We start from the raw sequence: 13,667 nt of genomic DNA on the forward strand, positions 1-13,667 counted from the left end.
CTCTCACACACTGACAAATACTGACCAACCCATTAGGCTGCCGGAATAACTTCTGGCCTGGAATATCCGATGCCCCCTGTCTACCGCCTGGCGCTGCCAGCATTGTGCCTGTCGCTGATCTTGCCTTGCGCCTTTTCCGTCGAGGCGGCCACCCCGGCTCTCGCCCCTGCGGAAAAAGCCGCCGCAGAAAAACCGGCCGAACGCCAGCCGCTGCTTGAGCGTAGTCAGGAAGAAGCGACCGCACTTGAGCGCAAAATCCCCGCTCAGGAACAGCAACAACTGCAAGCGGGCGCCGATACGTTCCTGGCCTTGTGGAAACCGGCCAATACCGCCGAACCCAAAGGCGCGGTGATTATCATCCCGGGCGCTGGCGAAACCGTTGACTGGCCGCAAGCAATCGGTCCATTGCGCCGCACATTACCGGACGTCGAGTGGAGCAGCCTGAGTATCACCTTGCCGGACCTGCAAAGCGATGCCATTGCGCCACGCGTCGTGGAAATGCCACCAACGCTCAAGGCGCCGGAAACCGGCAGCAAGGACTCGACCACGGCAGCACCCATCGAGCAAGCGGCAGGTGGTGAGGCGGAAGTTGCCGACAAGGCCATCGCCGAAACCACAGAAGAGCAAACGAAGGCCGACGCCGAGCGTATCTTTGCGCGCATCGACGCCGCCGTTGCCTATGCCGAACAGCAAAGTGCCCGCAGCATCGTCATATTGGGGCATGGCACCGGTGCTTACTGGGCGGCGCGGTATTTGAGCGAGAAACAGCCATCGCAAGTGGAGAAATTGGTGATGGTTGCTGCACAGACGCCCCTCACCGCGAAGCCTGGGCTGGCCGAACTGACGCCGACGCTGAAGCTGCCCACTGCCGATATTTTCTACAAGGACAAAGCGCTGGATCGCAACGCAGCGCTGGAGCGCTTGCAGGCCAGCAAACGGCAGAAGACGTCGGCGTTCAGCCAGGTCTCGTTGAAGGCATTGCCCGGTAACGCCAAGGCAGAGCAGGAACAGCTGGTCCGCCGGGTACGGGGCTGGTTGAGTCCGCAGAACGCGGGCTAAGCAAAAGCAAAAGATCGCAGCCTTCGGCAGCTCCTACACAGGGCACATCTGTAGGAGCTGCCGCAGGCTGCGATCTTTTGATCTTCCAGCCAATCACCGAAAATTCCGTCGCTCACGAATCAACGTGTAGGCGCTATGCAGCTCGCGCGTCTTGTCGGTGGCCTCGCGCACCTGCGACGCCGTCGCACCGCTGCCGGCAATTTTATCCGGGTGATGACGACTGAGCAGGCGTCGATAGGCATGTTTAATCTGTGCGGGCTCTGTGGTCGCGGACACGCCCAATAGCCGCAAAGCATCTTGATACGTCGGCGCGCTGTTCCCCACTGAGCGTTTCTGCGGTTCGTACTCAGTCGCCAGTGCCTGCACCTGGTATGACGTCCAACCGAGCCATTTCCCCCACTGCTTGATCAGTGCAAGCTCACGGCTCCCCGCGCGACCATCCGCCCAGACCATCCGCCAGCAGGCACGCAAGACGCCTTCCGACGCATGGGGTTGAGCACTCAAGCGCCGCAGATAACCGCGCAGCCGGTCATCCCCCGACTTGCCGCGATTGAACGCGGCAATCGCCCGCAGCTGCGCCGATTCGTGCATTTCCAACGAGTGCATTTCCTGACGGGCCTGCTGGATATGGCCATCCGTTACCCGCCCATCGCACTTGGCCAGCCGCCCCAGCAGCACGAACAACAATTCATCGTTGCGCAGCATTGGACGACCGCCAAGCTTTTCACGCAACTGCCCCCAGCTCCGCAGATGCAGGCGCCGATCCAGCGCTTGTCCCAATAACGCGCCGAGCATGGCCCCCGGAATGCTGGCGATGAAAAAGCCCGCCCCGGCTCCAATCAGAGTCCCTGGCCATAACATGTCAGCGACTCGCTTTTATCAGAGTTTCAACTTCATCCAGACGCTCTTGAGTGCCGACATCCACCCAAAGCCCCTTCAGGTGCTCACCGGTTACTTGCTCCTGCTCCATCGCGGCGCGCAGCAGGGGCGCAAGCTTGAACGCCCCCGCAGAGCAACCGTCGAACAGCTGCGGGTGCAGCACCGCAATGCCACTGTAGGTCAGGTTGGCCGTGTCCGGCCGACCGTCATGAACCTGTCCGTCGACCAGACTGAAATCGCCCGCCGGGTGGTGAGCAGGGTTGTCCGCCAGCACCAGATGCGCCAGCCCGGTGATCGGTTGATGCAAGACACTGAAATCGTAGTCGGTCCAAATGTCCCCGTTGACCACCAGGAAGGCGTCGTCACCCAACAACGGCAACGCACGGAAAATCCCGCCACCGGTTTCCAGCGGCTCACTTTCTGGCGAGTACTGGATTCGCATGCCGTATTGCGAGCCATCCCCCAAGTAGCTTTCGATCTGCTGGCCGAGCCAGGCGTGGTTGATCACCACCTCGGTAAACCCCGCCGTCGCCAAGGCCTTCAAGTGATACTCGATCAGCGGCACACCGTCTGCGCGCACCAGCGGTTTGGGTGTCGTCAGGGTCAACGGCCGCATGCGTTCGCCTTTACCGGCGGCTAGAATCATCGCTTTCATGCATTCGCTCCGGCACGCAGGCTCATCAGCAACACATCCAGCTCAGCCAATTCAGGTCGACGGGCGATCACCGCTTCTATATAGGCAAAGAAGCGTGGCACATCGGCCAGGTAGCGCGGCTTGCCATCGCGGTGGCAGATGCGGGCGAAGATGCCGATCACTTTCAGATGCCGCTGTACGCCCATCAGGTCGCTGGCTCGCAGGAAATCTTCGAAGTCGGGCTGTACCGGGATATCCAGGGCAGCCGCTTGCTGCCAATAGTTTTCCAGCCAGCCACGCACTCGTTCCTCGGGCCAACTGAGAAACGCGTCCTTGAACAGGCACGTTACGTCGTAGGTCACGGGTCCATAGACCGCATCCTGGAAATCCAGCACGCCGGGATTGGGCTCGCTGAGCATCAGGTTGCGCGGCATGTAGTCGCGATGCACCAGGACTTTTGGCTGGGCCAGGGCGCTGTCGATCAACAAGTCGGTGACCTGTTGCCAGAGCATCTGCTGGGCCGAGTCGAATTCGATGCCCAACTCATGTTTCACGAACCACTGCGGAAACAATTCCAGCTCACGACGCAGCAAAGCCACGTCATAACTTGGCAGCGGTGCAACCATCGGCAACTGCTGAAAAGCCAGCAGTGCTTGCAGGGCATCTTCGAACAAATCGTCGGCATTTTCGCTGTCGATCACGTCCAGGTAAGTCTTGTTGCCCAGGTCATTGAGCAAAAGAAACCCGCGCTCGAGGTCCTCGGCATAAATTTTTGGCACATTTATTCCGGACTTCGCCAGTAAAAAAGCGATATCCACGAAGGGTTTGCAGTTTTCCTGGGGCGGCGGCGCGTCCATTACGATGAAACTTTTACCTTCGCCTTCCCAACGGAAATAGCGCCGAAAACTGGCGTCGCTACTGGCCGCGGTCAACGTGGCCGGGGGTACGGCGCCCCAGCCCTGCTCCGCAAAGAGGGTCGCCAACTGCTCATCGAGCCAAACTTTAAGGTGTTGCAAACGTACATCTTGGTCAGGCATTGCAAGGGTCTCCGACGGCGCTAGCCGTCAAGCGGGTCATGCTTTATTATCCAGCATCTTTTTCAGACCATCGAGAGGCGTGCGGCCCACACCGCGGGCAGATGGCACGCAGGAAGCCCGGACTAATAAGATGGCATTGAAATCCCCCGCGTTTCGTAAAAAATTTCCGTTGCTGGTAACCGGCAGTTTGCTGGCACTGCAACCTCTAGCCACCTCATTCGTGGTCGCCGCGGAACAGTATGACTGCTCAGTCTCTGCTTCGGGTGCCTGGGACTGTGCGCCAAAAGCGCCAGCGGCGGCATTGCCTCCGCGTCCTGTCCATGACGGTAGCGCAGTCGGCGCCACTGGCGAAGCTGCAGCCGAGAGCGGTTCACCCGAAGACGCCGGCGCCAAGCCTGCGCTCGTTACCGAGTCCAAAGGCCGCGGCCTGAAGTCGCGTAGTGCAGACTACAGCCACCTTGACTGGGTTCCTCGCGAGAATCTCACAGCAGCGCAATTGGCCGAAACCGGTCCTTACTGCTCTGGTTCCTATATCGAACCAATTCGTCCTGGCATGAATGACAAGACGAATAAAAGTGACGCTCCGACCTTTATTGGTGCCAAGGCCTCGCGCTACAACACCGAAAACCAGGTCGGCACGCTGGCCGGTGACGTTGTGTTGCGTCAGGGCAGCATGCAGGTCGAGTCCGACGAGGCCAGCCTATATCAGGCCGAGAGCCGCGCCGAACTCAATGGCGACGTGCGCATCCGCGACAATGGCGCGCTGATCGTTGGCGACCACGCCGATGTGCAGCTCGACACCGGTGAAGCCAAGGTCGACAACGCCGAATACGTGATGCACAAATCCCGTATCCGCGGTAACGCGCTGTACGTCAAGCGTGCCGAAAACGCGATCATCCGCCTCAAGGATGGTACGTACACCACGTGCGAGCCAAACAGCAACGCCTGGCAGCTCAAGGGCAACAACATCACCTTGAACCCGGCCACCGGTTTCGGTACCGCGACCAACGTGACGCTGCGGGTGAAGGACATTCCGGTCCTGTACACGCCGTACATCTACTTCCCGATCGATGACCGTCGCCAGTCGGGCTTCCTGCCGCCGACCATCGGCACCGGCAGCGATACCGGCTTCATGCTGGTTACACCGTATTACTTCAACCTGGCGCCGAACTACGATGCCACGTTGTACCCGCGCTACATGAGCAAGCACGGCTTGTTGATGGAAGGCGAGTTCCGCTACCTGACCAAGTCCAGCGAAGGTCAGTTCGGTGCGGCGTACCTCAATGACGAAGACACTGATCGCAGCAAGCAGACCGACTACCAGAAAAACCGCTACATGTATAACTGGCAGCACAAGGGTGGCCTCGACTCGCGCGTGTTCACCCAGGTCGACTACACCAAGATTAGCGATCCGTATTATTTCCAGGATCTGCAGACTGATCAGATTGGTGTGAAAAGCGCTGACTACGTGAACCAACAGGGTTCCGTCACTTATCGTGGCGACAGCTACACCGCTCGAGTCAATGCTCAGGCTTATCAGCTGGCGACCGTTTCGGACATCACGCCGTATGACCGTTTGCCGCAGATCACATTCAATGGTCAGTTGCCTACTCACCCGAACGGGCTGAATTTCGACTACGAAACAGAAATCGTGCGGTTTGACCGCGATTTGAAAGACGGCAACTTCGTAAACGAAGACGGCAGCGTCGATCCACGTCTTGATAACAACGTACAAGGCTTGGCACGCGCAAATGGCGACCGCTTGAATCTCAAGCCGAGCGTCAGCCTGCCGTTGGACTGGACTTATGGCTTCATAAAACCATCGCTCAAGTACCAATACACGCAGTACCAACTGGATCTGGACGGTACCGGTAAAAGCCAAATCGTGGCCCAAGACCAAGCCGCAGCTGCAGCCGGGACAGAAAATTTCAACGGCAATTTCGACAGCAATCAGAACCGTGGCGTACCAATCGCCAGCATCGACAGCGGACTGTACTTCGACCGCAATACGCAATGGTTCGGCAAGAACTACCGCCAGACCCTTGAGCCGCGCCTGTACTACCTCTACGTGCCGCAGAAAGACCAGGAAGACATTCCTGTGTTCGACACCAGCGAATATACCTTCAGCTACGCGTCGTTGTTCCGCGATAACCGTTTTTCCGGCTCCGACCGCGTCGGTGACGAGAACAAGCTGTCGCTGGGCGTGACCAACCGCTGGATCGAAGACAACGGTTTCGAACGTCAACGCATCAGTGTCGGACAGGCCCTGTACTTCAAGGACCGCGAAGTCCAGTTGCCGGGAGTCAATCCAAAAGTCCGCGCCGATGCTCAAGCCAACGTTTCGCCATACGCACTCGAGTACGAGTACCGCTGGAACCGAGACTGGCGCACTACGGCCGACTACAACTGGGACCCGGACAGCCACAGCCCTCGATCGGGCAGCGCGATGTTCCACTACCAGCCTGAAGACAACCCGAACAAGGTCATCAACGCCGGCTATCGCTATCGTAATGACCAGGTGATCTACAACCAGAACACTGGTCAGTGGCAATTTGGTGGTAACTACGGCACGCCGGGCACTGACAACTTCGTGAAGGACTACTACAAAATCGAACAGCACGACTTCTCGGTGATCTGGCCGATCGTGCCGCAATGGAACGCCATCAGCCGCTGGCAGTACGACTACAACCGCAACCGTACACTTGAGGCCTTTGGTGGTTTCGAGTACGACAACTGCTGCTGGAAACTGCGCCTGATCAACCGTTACTGGGTTTCCTACGACGAATTCAGTCAGGACGCTCCGCAAAACGAGAAAGGCGACCACGGCGTATTCCTCCAAATTGTTCTGAAGGGACTCGGCGGCCTCACCGGCGCCAAAGTAGAGAGCTTCCTCGACAAAGGCATCCAAGGTTATCGTGAACGTGAAGACCAAGCTTTCTGATTGTCTGCGCCCGCTAGTACTGGGCGCGCTGTTCCTGGGTACTGCGGCTAACGCCGCGGTGCAGTCCATCGATAAAGTGGTGGCCATTGTCGACAACGACGTGGTCATGCAGAGCCAACTGGACCAGCGTGTTCATGAGGTTCAGCAAACCATCGCCAAACGCGGTGCTGCCGCACCGCCGACCAGCGTGCTGGATCAGCAGGTGCTTGAGCGACTGATCGTTGAAAACCTGCAACTGCAGATCGGCGAGCGTTCGGGCATCCGCATTACCGATGAAGAACTGAACCAGGCTGTCGGCACCATTGCCCAGCGCAATAACATGTCGGTGGATCAATTCCGCGCCGCCCTGACTCACGACGGCCTGTCTTATGACGACGCCCGTGAGCAGATTCGTCGCGAAATGATCATCAGCCGTGTGCGTCAGCGTCGTGTGGCCGAGCGCATCCAGGTTTCCGAACAGGAAGTGAAGAACTTCCTCGCTTCCGACCTGGGCAAAATGCAGCTGTCCGAAGAGTTTCATCTGGCCAACATCCTGATTCCTACGCCGGAAAGTGCAAACTCCGACGCGATCCAGAGTGCCGCCAAACAGGCCGACGCGGTTTACCAGCAGCTCAAGCAAGGCGCTGACTTCGGTCAGTTGGCAATCGCCAAATCCGCCAGCGAAACCGCACTGGAAGGCGGCGACATGGGCTGGCGTAAAGCCGCTCAACTGCCTCCTCCATTCGATCGTATGCTGAGCACCATGGCTATCGGCGACATCACTCAACCAATGCGCACCCCGGGCGGCTTCATCATCCTGAAGATCCTCGAGAAACGTGGCGGCGAGACGCAGATGCGTGACGAAGTGCATGTACGTCACATCCTGGTCAAGCCGAGCCCGATTCGCGACGAAGCAAAAACCAAGGCCTTGGCTGAATCGCTCTACACCCGTATCGAAGCGGGCGAAGACTTTGGCGACCTGGCGAAAAGCTATTCGGAAGACCCGGGTTCCGCCCTCAACGGCGGCGACCTGAACTGGATCGATCCGAACGCACTGGTCCCAGAATTCCGCGAAGTGATGGCCAAGACCCCACAAGGCAAGCTGTCCAAGCCATTCCAGACCCAATATGGCTGGCACGTCCTGGAAGTCCTTGGCCGTCGCGCCACTGACAGCACCACCCAGGCCCGTGAGCAGCAAGCAATGACCGTACTGCGTAACCGCAAATACGACGAAGAGCTGCAAACCTGGCTGCGTCAGATCCGTGACGAAGCGTACGTAGAGATCAAGCTCCCTGGTGCAGACCAGGCAACGCAGTGAAACCGAAACGTTTCGCGCTGACACCCGGTGAACCGGCCGGCATAGGTCCTGACCTGTGCCTGCTGCTCGCCTCGCAAGCCCAGCCACACCCCCTGATTGCCATTACCAGTCGCGACCTGCTCCTTGAGCGGGCCGCGCTACTGGGCGTGGCTGTCAGTTTGCTCCCGGTCACCCCGGACAGCTGGCCCGATGTACCCGCGCCAGCCAACAGCCTTTACGTCTGGGACACCCCGCTGAACACCAACGTCATCGCCGGGCAACTGGACAAAGCCAACGCGGCTTTCGTCCTGGAAACCCTCACCCGCGCTGGCCAGGGCTGCCTGGACGGGCACTTCGCCGGGATGATCACCGCCCCGGTGCACAAGGGCGTGATCAACGAGTCCGGCATCGCCTTTTCCGGTCACACGGAATTTCTCGCCGACCTGACCCATACAGCGCAAGTGGTGATGATGCTCGCCACCCGCGGATTGCGCGTGGCACTGGTCACCACGCACCTGCCCCTTCGCGAGATCGCCGATGCGATCACGCCGGAACGCCTGGAGCGGGTCACGCGAATCCTGCACACCGACCTGAAAGAAAAATTCGGCATCGCCCGGCCACGCATCCTGGTTTGCGGGCTCAACCCCCATGCCGGTGAAGGCGGACACCTGGGCCATGAAGAAATCGACATCATCGAACCTACATTAGAGCGTTTGCGCGGCGAGGGTATGGACCTTCGTGGCCCCCTGCCCGCCGACACTCTGTTTACCCCCAAATATCTGGAGCACTGCGATGCAGTGCTGGCGATGTACCACGACCAGGGCCTGCCCGTGCTGAAGTACAAAGGCTTCGGCGCAGCCGTCAACGTGACCCTGGGCTTGCCGATCATCCGCACGTCGGTCGATCACGGCACCGCCCTGGACCTTGCCGGTAGCGGCAAGATCGACACCGGCAGCCTGCAAGTCGCCCTGGAAACCGCCTACCAGATGGCCGAGACCCGTTTATGACCGAGCATTACCAACACCGGGCGCGCAAGCGTTTTGGCCAGAACTTCCTGCACGATGCCGGTGTTATCGACCGCATTTTGCGTTCCATCCATGCCAAACCCGAAGACCGCCTGCTGGAAATCGGCCCGGGCCAGGGCGCGCTGACCCAAGGCCTGCTGGGCAGCGGCGCCCAACTCGACGTGGTGGAGCTGGACAAGGACCTGATCCCGATCCTCAACCAGCAGTTCGCCGGCAAGAGCAACTTCAACCTGCACCAGGGCGACGCGCTGAAGTTCGATTTCAACAGCCTGAACGCCGCACCGGGCAGCCTTCGGGTGGTTGGCAACCTGCCGTACAACATTTCGACGCCACTGATTTTTCACCTGTTGCATAACGCCAGCCTGATTCGCGACATGCATTTCATGTTGCAGAAGGAAGTGGTCGAGCGGATGGCAGCGGGTCCTGGCGGTGGTGACTGGGGCCGGTTATCGATCATGGTTCAGTACCACTGCCGGGTCGAGCACCTGTTCAACGTTGGCCCGGGCGCGTTCAATCCACCGCCGAAAGTCGATTCGGCCATCGTGCGCCTGGTGCCTCACACAGTACTGCCGCACCCAGCCAAAGATCACAAACTGCTGGAGCGCGTCGTGCGCGAAGCCTTCAACCAGCGGCGCAAGACCTTGCGCAACACGCTCAAGCTGCTGCTGAGCAACGACGAGATCACAGCCGCCGGCGTCGATGGCAGCTTACGCCCTGAGCAACTCGATCTGGCCGCCTTCGTGCGCCTGGCCGACAAGCTTAGCGAACAGGTCCTACAGACACCTGCCGCCGACTGACAGGAAACGAGCGTTATCGGGTAGGACACCAGCGCCCATGTCTGGTTTACTATCCGATACCTGGCCTAGACTGATTACTGTCAGCTACGCCCCGCGTCCCGCTTCGTTTTTAAGGCCTCTTGCATGTCCGATCCTCGTTATCAGGTCGACGTCAGCGTCGTCACCCGCTATTTGGCAGAACAGTCGCAACCCGAGCACGAACGCTTTGCCTTCGCCTACACCATCACCGTACACAACAATGGCGAACTGCCGGCCAAGTTGCTGTCGCGGCATTGGGTCATCACCGATGGTGACGGGCATGTCGAGGAGGTTCGTGGTGCGGGCGTGGTCGGCCAGCAGCCGTTGATCGAGGCTGGTGAGAGCCACACTTATAGCAGCGGTACCGTCATGACCTCCAAGGTCGGCACCATGCAGGGCACTTACCAGATGCTCGCCGATGACGGTAAGCACTTCGACGCAATCATCGCTCCATTCCGCCTGGCGGTCCCCGGAGCCCTGCACTGATGGCGACGTACGCCGTCGGTGACTTGCAAGGTTGCCTCGAACCGCTGCAATGCCTGCTCAAGCAAGTCGCTTTTGACCCTGCCCGGGATAAACTCTGGTTGGTGGGCGACCTGGTCAACCGCGGCCCTCAGTCACTGGGAACGCTGCGCTTCCTTTATAGCCTTCGCGAATCGCTGGTCTGCGTGCTCGGTAACCATGACCTGCATTTGCTGGCCGCCGGCAAGAACATTGAACGCCTGAAGAAAGGCGACACACTGAGTGAAATTCTCCAGGCACCCGATTGCGCCGAGCTGCTGGACTGGCTTCGCCAGCAAAAACTCATGCACTACGACGAACAGCGTAACGTCGCACTGGTGCATGCCGGCATTCCGCCGCAATGGTCGCTGCGTAAAGCTTTGAAGTGCGCGAGCGAGGTCGAGACCGCCCTTCGCGACGACAACCTGTTCGCGCCCTACCTGGATGGCATGTACGGCAACGATCCGGCGAAATGGGACAGCGACCTCAAGGGTGTGACGCGCCTTCGGGTCATTACCAACTATTTCACCCGCATGCGTTTCTGTACCGCCGAAGGCAAACTGGATCTCAAGAGCAAGGAAGGTCTGGGCTCCGCGCCTCCCGGTTACAAACCCTGGTTCCAGCACAAGGAACGCAAGACCAAGGGCCTCAGGATTATTTTTGGCCACTGGGCGGCGCTTGAAGGCCAATGCAACGAGCCAGGCATCTCTGCACTCGACACCGGCTGCGTCTGGGGTGGCACCCTGACCCTGATGAATGTCGACAGCGGCGTACGCCTGTCCTGTAAATGCGACGAACACGGCAATGCCGCCGTGCCGCCAGTCGCCCCACCTATTTCCGAACCATCGTCAGCCAGCGCCCCGCGCTAGACTGCGCTTTCAGCCGAGCCACAGGAGCCCGCCATGAGCGAATTCAAACGTATCCCCCCGGAACAGGCGCAAGCCTTGCGCGAACATGGCGCAGTGGTGGTCGACGTCCGTGATCCTGCAACCTTCGCCGCGCTGCACATCAGCGGCTCGAAGCATCTGGACAACGTTTCCATCTCGGATTTCATCCGTGCCGCCGACCTTGATGCGCCGACGGTAGTGGTCTGCTATCACGGCAATTCCAGCCAAAGCGCGGCGGCGTACCTGATCAGCCAGGGTTTCTCCGACGTCTACAGCATGGATGGCGGTTTTGAGCTGTGGCGTACGACTTATCCTTCGGAAACGGCGCAAGGCACTTCCGAATAATATTTTTGTAACGCGCAAGCCCCGGCTCCCGCGGGCTAGCGCGGTGGCAGACGAACGGTCTGCCACAACTAATTACGTATCTCGCCTTTACCTCCCGAATAAGCAACTATCCTTAAGCGCAGGCCATCCAAAACAGGGGAGAGCCGGTACACCGGCGCGCGGATCATCGGGAGTAGCTTTCGGGGTAGTCAGCTCCGAAAGAGTTCTGGGGGGTAAACAGCGACTGCCTGTTCGGTTGCTGCCAGCATCGACTGAATGATCCGGCGTCGGCTCCACGTATCGAGCGAGGTGACGTCATGAGTATCTTTAGCCACTTCCAACAACGCTTCGAGTCCACACGCCAGGAAGAACTCTCGCTACAAGAGTATCTTGAGCTGTGCAAAAAGGACCGCAGCGCCTACGTTTCCGCCGCTGAGCGTCTATTGCTGGCCATCGGAGAACCGGAGCTGCTCGACACCTCGACCAACTCGAGACTGTCGCGAATCTTTTCCAATAAAGTGATCCGCCGCTATCCGGCCTTTGAAGACTTCCACGGGATGGAAGAATGCATCGACCAGATCGTGTCGTACTTCCGCCATGCCGCTCAAGGCCTGGAAGAGAAGAAACAAATCCTCTACCTGCTCGGCCCCGTCGGTGGCGGTAAATCGTCCCTGGCCGAGAAGCTCAAACAACTGATCGAGAAAGTGCCCTTCTATGCGATCAAGGGATCGCCGGTTTTCGAATCGCCATTGGGTCTGTTCAACGCCACTGAAGATGGCGCGATCCTCGAGGAAGACTTTGGCATTCCACGGCGCTACCTCAACACCATCATGTCGCCATGGGCCACCAAGCGCCTGGCCGAGTTCGGTGGTGACATCAGCCAGTTCCGTGTGGTGAAACTCTACCCGTCGATCCTCAACCAGATCGCCGTGGCCAAAACCGAGCCGGGCGATGAAAACAACCAGGACATCTCGGCACTGGTGGGTAAGGTCGATATCCGTAAGCTGGAAGAATTCCCACAGAACGATGCTGACGCCTACAGCTACTCGGGCGCACTGTGCCGGGCCAACCAGGGCCTGATGGAATTCGTCGAAATGTTCAAGGCACCGATCAAGGTGCTGCACCCACTGCTGACCGCCACACAGGAAGGCAACTACAACAGTACTGAAGGCCTGGGCGCGATTCCGTTCACCGGGATCCTGCTGGCCCACTCCAACGAATCGGAATGGCACACCTTCCGTAACAACAAGAACAACGAAGCGTTCATCGACCGGATCTACATCGTCAAGGTGCCGTACTGCCTGCGGGTCAGCGACGAAGTGAAGATTTACGACAAGCTGCTGTTCAACAGCTCGCTGGCGAAGGCTCACTGCGCGCCGGATACGCTGAAGATGCTGGCCCAGTTCACCGTGCTTTCGCGCCTCAAGGAGCCGGAAAACTCCAACATCTACTCCAAGATGCGTGTGTATGACGGCGAAAACCTCAAGGACACCGATCCAAAGGCCAAGTCGATCCAGGAATACCGCGATAACGCTGGCGTCGACGAAGGCATGAACGGCCTGTCGACTCGTTTCGCGTTCAAGATCCTGTCGAAGGTCTTCAACTTCGATCCACACGAAATTGCCGCCAACCCGGTGCACTTGCTGTATGTGCTGGAACAACAGATCGAACAGGAGCAATTCCAGGCTGAAACCCGCGAACGCTACCTGCGCTTCCTCAAGGAATACCTGGCGCCGCGGTACATCGAGTTCATCGGCAAAGAAATCCAGACCGCCTACCTTGAGTCGTACAGCGAGTACGGCCAGAACATCTTCGATCGCTACGTGCTGTATGCCGATTTCTGGATCCAGGACCAGGAATACCGCGACCCGGAAACCGGCGAGATCCTCAACCGCGTGGCGCTGAACGAAGAACTTGAGAAAATCGAAAAGCCGGCCGGCATCAGCAATCCAAAGGATTTTCGAAACGAGATCGTCAACTTCGTTCTACGCGCCCGGGCCAACAACAACGGCAAAAACCCGACCTGGCTCAGTTACGAAAAACTGCGGGTGGTCATCGAGAAGAAAATGTTCTCCAACACCGAGGACCTCCTGCCGGTCATCAGCTTCAACGCCAAGGCCAGCAAAGAGGACCAGCAAAAGCACAACGACTTCGTCACACGAATGGTCGAACGGGGCTACACCGACAAACAGGTACGGCTTCTTTCCGAATGGTACCTACGGGTGCGGAAATCGCAATGAAGCAGCTACAAGCTACAAGCCACAAGCTGCAAGAAAAAAGCGCGTAAGC

General features: G+C 58.8%; 12 protein-coding genes. 9 read left to right on the forward strand and 3 right to left on the reverse strand.

Annotated features, from left to right (window positions below; translation table 11 throughout):
• Positions 1–69 precede the first annotated feature (69 nt).
• Positions 70–1,059 carry an alpha/beta hydrolase family protein gene (locus tag ACA052_RS26315; RefSeq protein ID WP_497647418.1) on the forward strand — a complete coding sequence of 330 codons (990 nt, stop codon included), beginning with the start codon at positions 70–72 and terminating at the stop codon, positions 1,057–1,059.
• A 93-nt stretch (positions 1,060–1,152) separates the two neighbouring features.
• On the opposite strand, the gene ACA052_RS26320 is transcribed toward ACA052_RS26315, so the two are convergent.
• From ACA052_RS26320 to ACA052_RS26330, 3 genes are read right to left on the reverse strand one after another with little or no spacing between them, the layout of a single operon-like run.
• Positions 1,153–1,920, reverse strand: coding sequence for a TerB family tellurite resistance protein (locus tag ACA052_RS26320; protein ID WP_497647419.1), 768 nt, complete (start codon positions 1,918–1,920; stop codon positions 1,153–1,155).
• Between the two features lies 1 nt (position 1,921).
• Positions 1,922–2,593 (reverse strand): N-acetylmuramate alpha-1-phosphate uridylyltransferase MurU, encoded by a 672-nt coding sequence (gene murU, locus ACA052_RS26325; RefSeq protein ID WP_497647420.1) that lies wholly within the window; start codon positions 2,591–2,593, stop codon positions 1,922–1,924.
• Complete coding sequence (locus ACA052_RS26330; protein ID WP_497647421.1) at positions 2,590–3,609, reverse strand: aminoglycoside phosphotransferase family protein; 1,020 nt, start codon at positions 3,607–3,609, stop codon at positions 2,590–2,592. The genes murU and ACA052_RS26330 overlap by 4 nt, the downstream gene beginning before the upstream one ends.
• A gap of 130 nt (positions 3,610–3,739) precedes the next feature.
• Between ACA052_RS26330 and ACA052_RS26335 the strand changes: the two genes are divergently transcribed.
• The 8 genes from ACA052_RS26335 (at position 3,740) to ACA052_RS26370 (ending at position 13,618) form a co-directional block, all read left to right on the forward strand.
• The gene (locus ACA052_RS26335; RefSeq protein ID WP_497647422.1) at positions 3,740–6,550 is read left to right on the forward strand and encodes an LPS-assembly protein LptD; all 2,811 of its coding nucleotides are present in this window, start codon (positions 3,740–3,742) and stop codon (positions 6,548–6,550) included.
• Entirely contained in the window at positions 6,525–7,847 is a 1,323-nt protein-coding gene (surA, locus tag ACA052_RS26340) for a peptidylprolyl isomerase SurA (protein ID WP_497647423.1), read from the forward strand. Before ACA052_RS26335 ends, surA begins: the two co-directional genes overlap by 26 nt.
• The gene (gene pdxA / locus ACA052_RS26345) at positions 7,844–8,833 is read left to right on the forward strand and encodes a 4-hydroxythreonine-4-phosphate dehydrogenase PdxA (protein WP_497647424.1); all 990 of its coding nucleotides are present in this window, start codon (positions 7,844–7,846) and stop codon (positions 8,831–8,833) included. The genes surA and pdxA overlap by 4 nt, the downstream gene beginning before the upstream one ends.
• Entirely contained in the window at positions 8,830–9,648 is an 819-nt protein-coding gene (gene rsmA / locus ACA052_RS26350) for a 16S rRNA (adenine(1518)-N(6)/adenine(1519)-N(6))-dimethyltransferase RsmA (RefSeq protein WP_497647425.1), read from the forward strand. The genes pdxA and rsmA overlap by 4 nt, the downstream gene beginning before the upstream one ends.
• A gap of 123 nt (positions 9,649–9,771) precedes the next feature.
• Entirely contained in the window at positions 9,772–10,152 is a 381-nt protein-coding gene (apaG, locus tag ACA052_RS26355) for a Co2+/Mg2+ efflux facilitator ApaG/CorD (protein ID WP_497647426.1), read from the forward strand.
• Positions 10,152–11,036, forward strand: coding sequence for a symmetrical bis(5'-nucleosyl)-tetraphosphatase (locus ACA052_RS26360; protein ID WP_497647427.1), 885 nt, complete (start codon positions 10,152–10,154; stop codon positions 11,034–11,036). The genes apaG and ACA052_RS26360 overlap by 1 nt, the downstream gene beginning before the upstream one ends.
• A 33-nt stretch (positions 11,037–11,069) precedes the next feature.
• Positions 11,070–11,399, forward strand: a complete 330-nt coding sequence (gene glpE, locus ACA052_RS26365; RefSeq protein ID WP_497647428.1) for a thiosulfate sulfurtransferase GlpE — start codon at positions 11,070–11,072, stop codon at positions 11,397–11,399.
• A gap of 296 nt (positions 11,400–11,695) precedes the next feature.
• Positions 11,696–13,618 (forward strand): PrkA family serine protein kinase, encoded by a 1,923-nt coding sequence (locus ACA052_RS26370; protein WP_008027052.1) that lies wholly within the window; start codon positions 11,696–11,698, stop codon positions 13,616–13,618.
• The last annotated feature ends 49 nt before the right edge of the window (positions 13,619–13,667 follow it).

The organism is Pseudomonas sp. LBUM1644, from assembly GCF_059716195.1.

What these genes read in the sequence shown, in the direction of transcription:
- apaG (WP_497647426.1), top strand. Translation starts at nt 9,772, where the DNA reads ATGTCCGATCCTCGTTATCAGGTCGACGTCAGCGTCGTCACCCGCTAT.
- ACA052_RS26360 (WP_497647427.1), top strand. Translation starts at nt 10,152, where the DNA reads ATGGCGACGTACGCCGTCGGTGACTTGCAAGGTTGCCTCGAACCGCTG.
- ACA052_RS26335 (WP_497647422.1), top strand. Translation starts at nt 3,740, where the DNA reads ATGGCATTGAAATCCCCCGCGTTTCGTAAAAAATTTCCGTTGCTGGTA.
- murU (WP_497647420.1), bottom strand. Translation starts at nt 2,593, where the DNA reads ATGAAAGCGATGATTCTAGCCGCCGGTAAAGGCGAACGCATGCGGCCG.
- glpE (WP_497647428.1), top strand. Translation starts at nt 11,070, where the DNA reads ATGAGCGAATTCAAACGTATCCCCCCGGAACAGGCGCAAGCCTTGCGC.
- ACA052_RS26315 (WP_497647418.1), top strand. Translation starts at nt 70, where the DNA reads ATGCCCCCTGTCTACCGCCTGGCGCTGCCAGCATTGTGCCTGTCGCTG.
- rsmA (WP_497647425.1), top strand. Translation starts at nt 8,830, where the DNA reads ATGACCGAGCATTACCAACACCGGGCGCGCAAGCGTTTTGGCCAGAAC.
- ACA052_RS26330 (WP_497647421.1), bottom strand. Translation starts at nt 3,609, where the DNA reads ATGCCTGACCAAGATGTACGTTTGCAACACCTTAAAGTTTGGCTCGAT.
- ACA052_RS26370 (WP_008027052.1), top strand. Translation starts at nt 11,696, where the DNA reads ATGAGTATCTTTAGCCACTTCCAACAACGCTTCGAGTCCACACGCCAG.
- ACA052_RS26320 (WP_497647419.1), bottom strand. Translation starts at nt 1,920, where the DNA reads ATGTTATGGCCAGGGACTCTGATTGGAGCCGGGGCGGGCTTTTTCATC.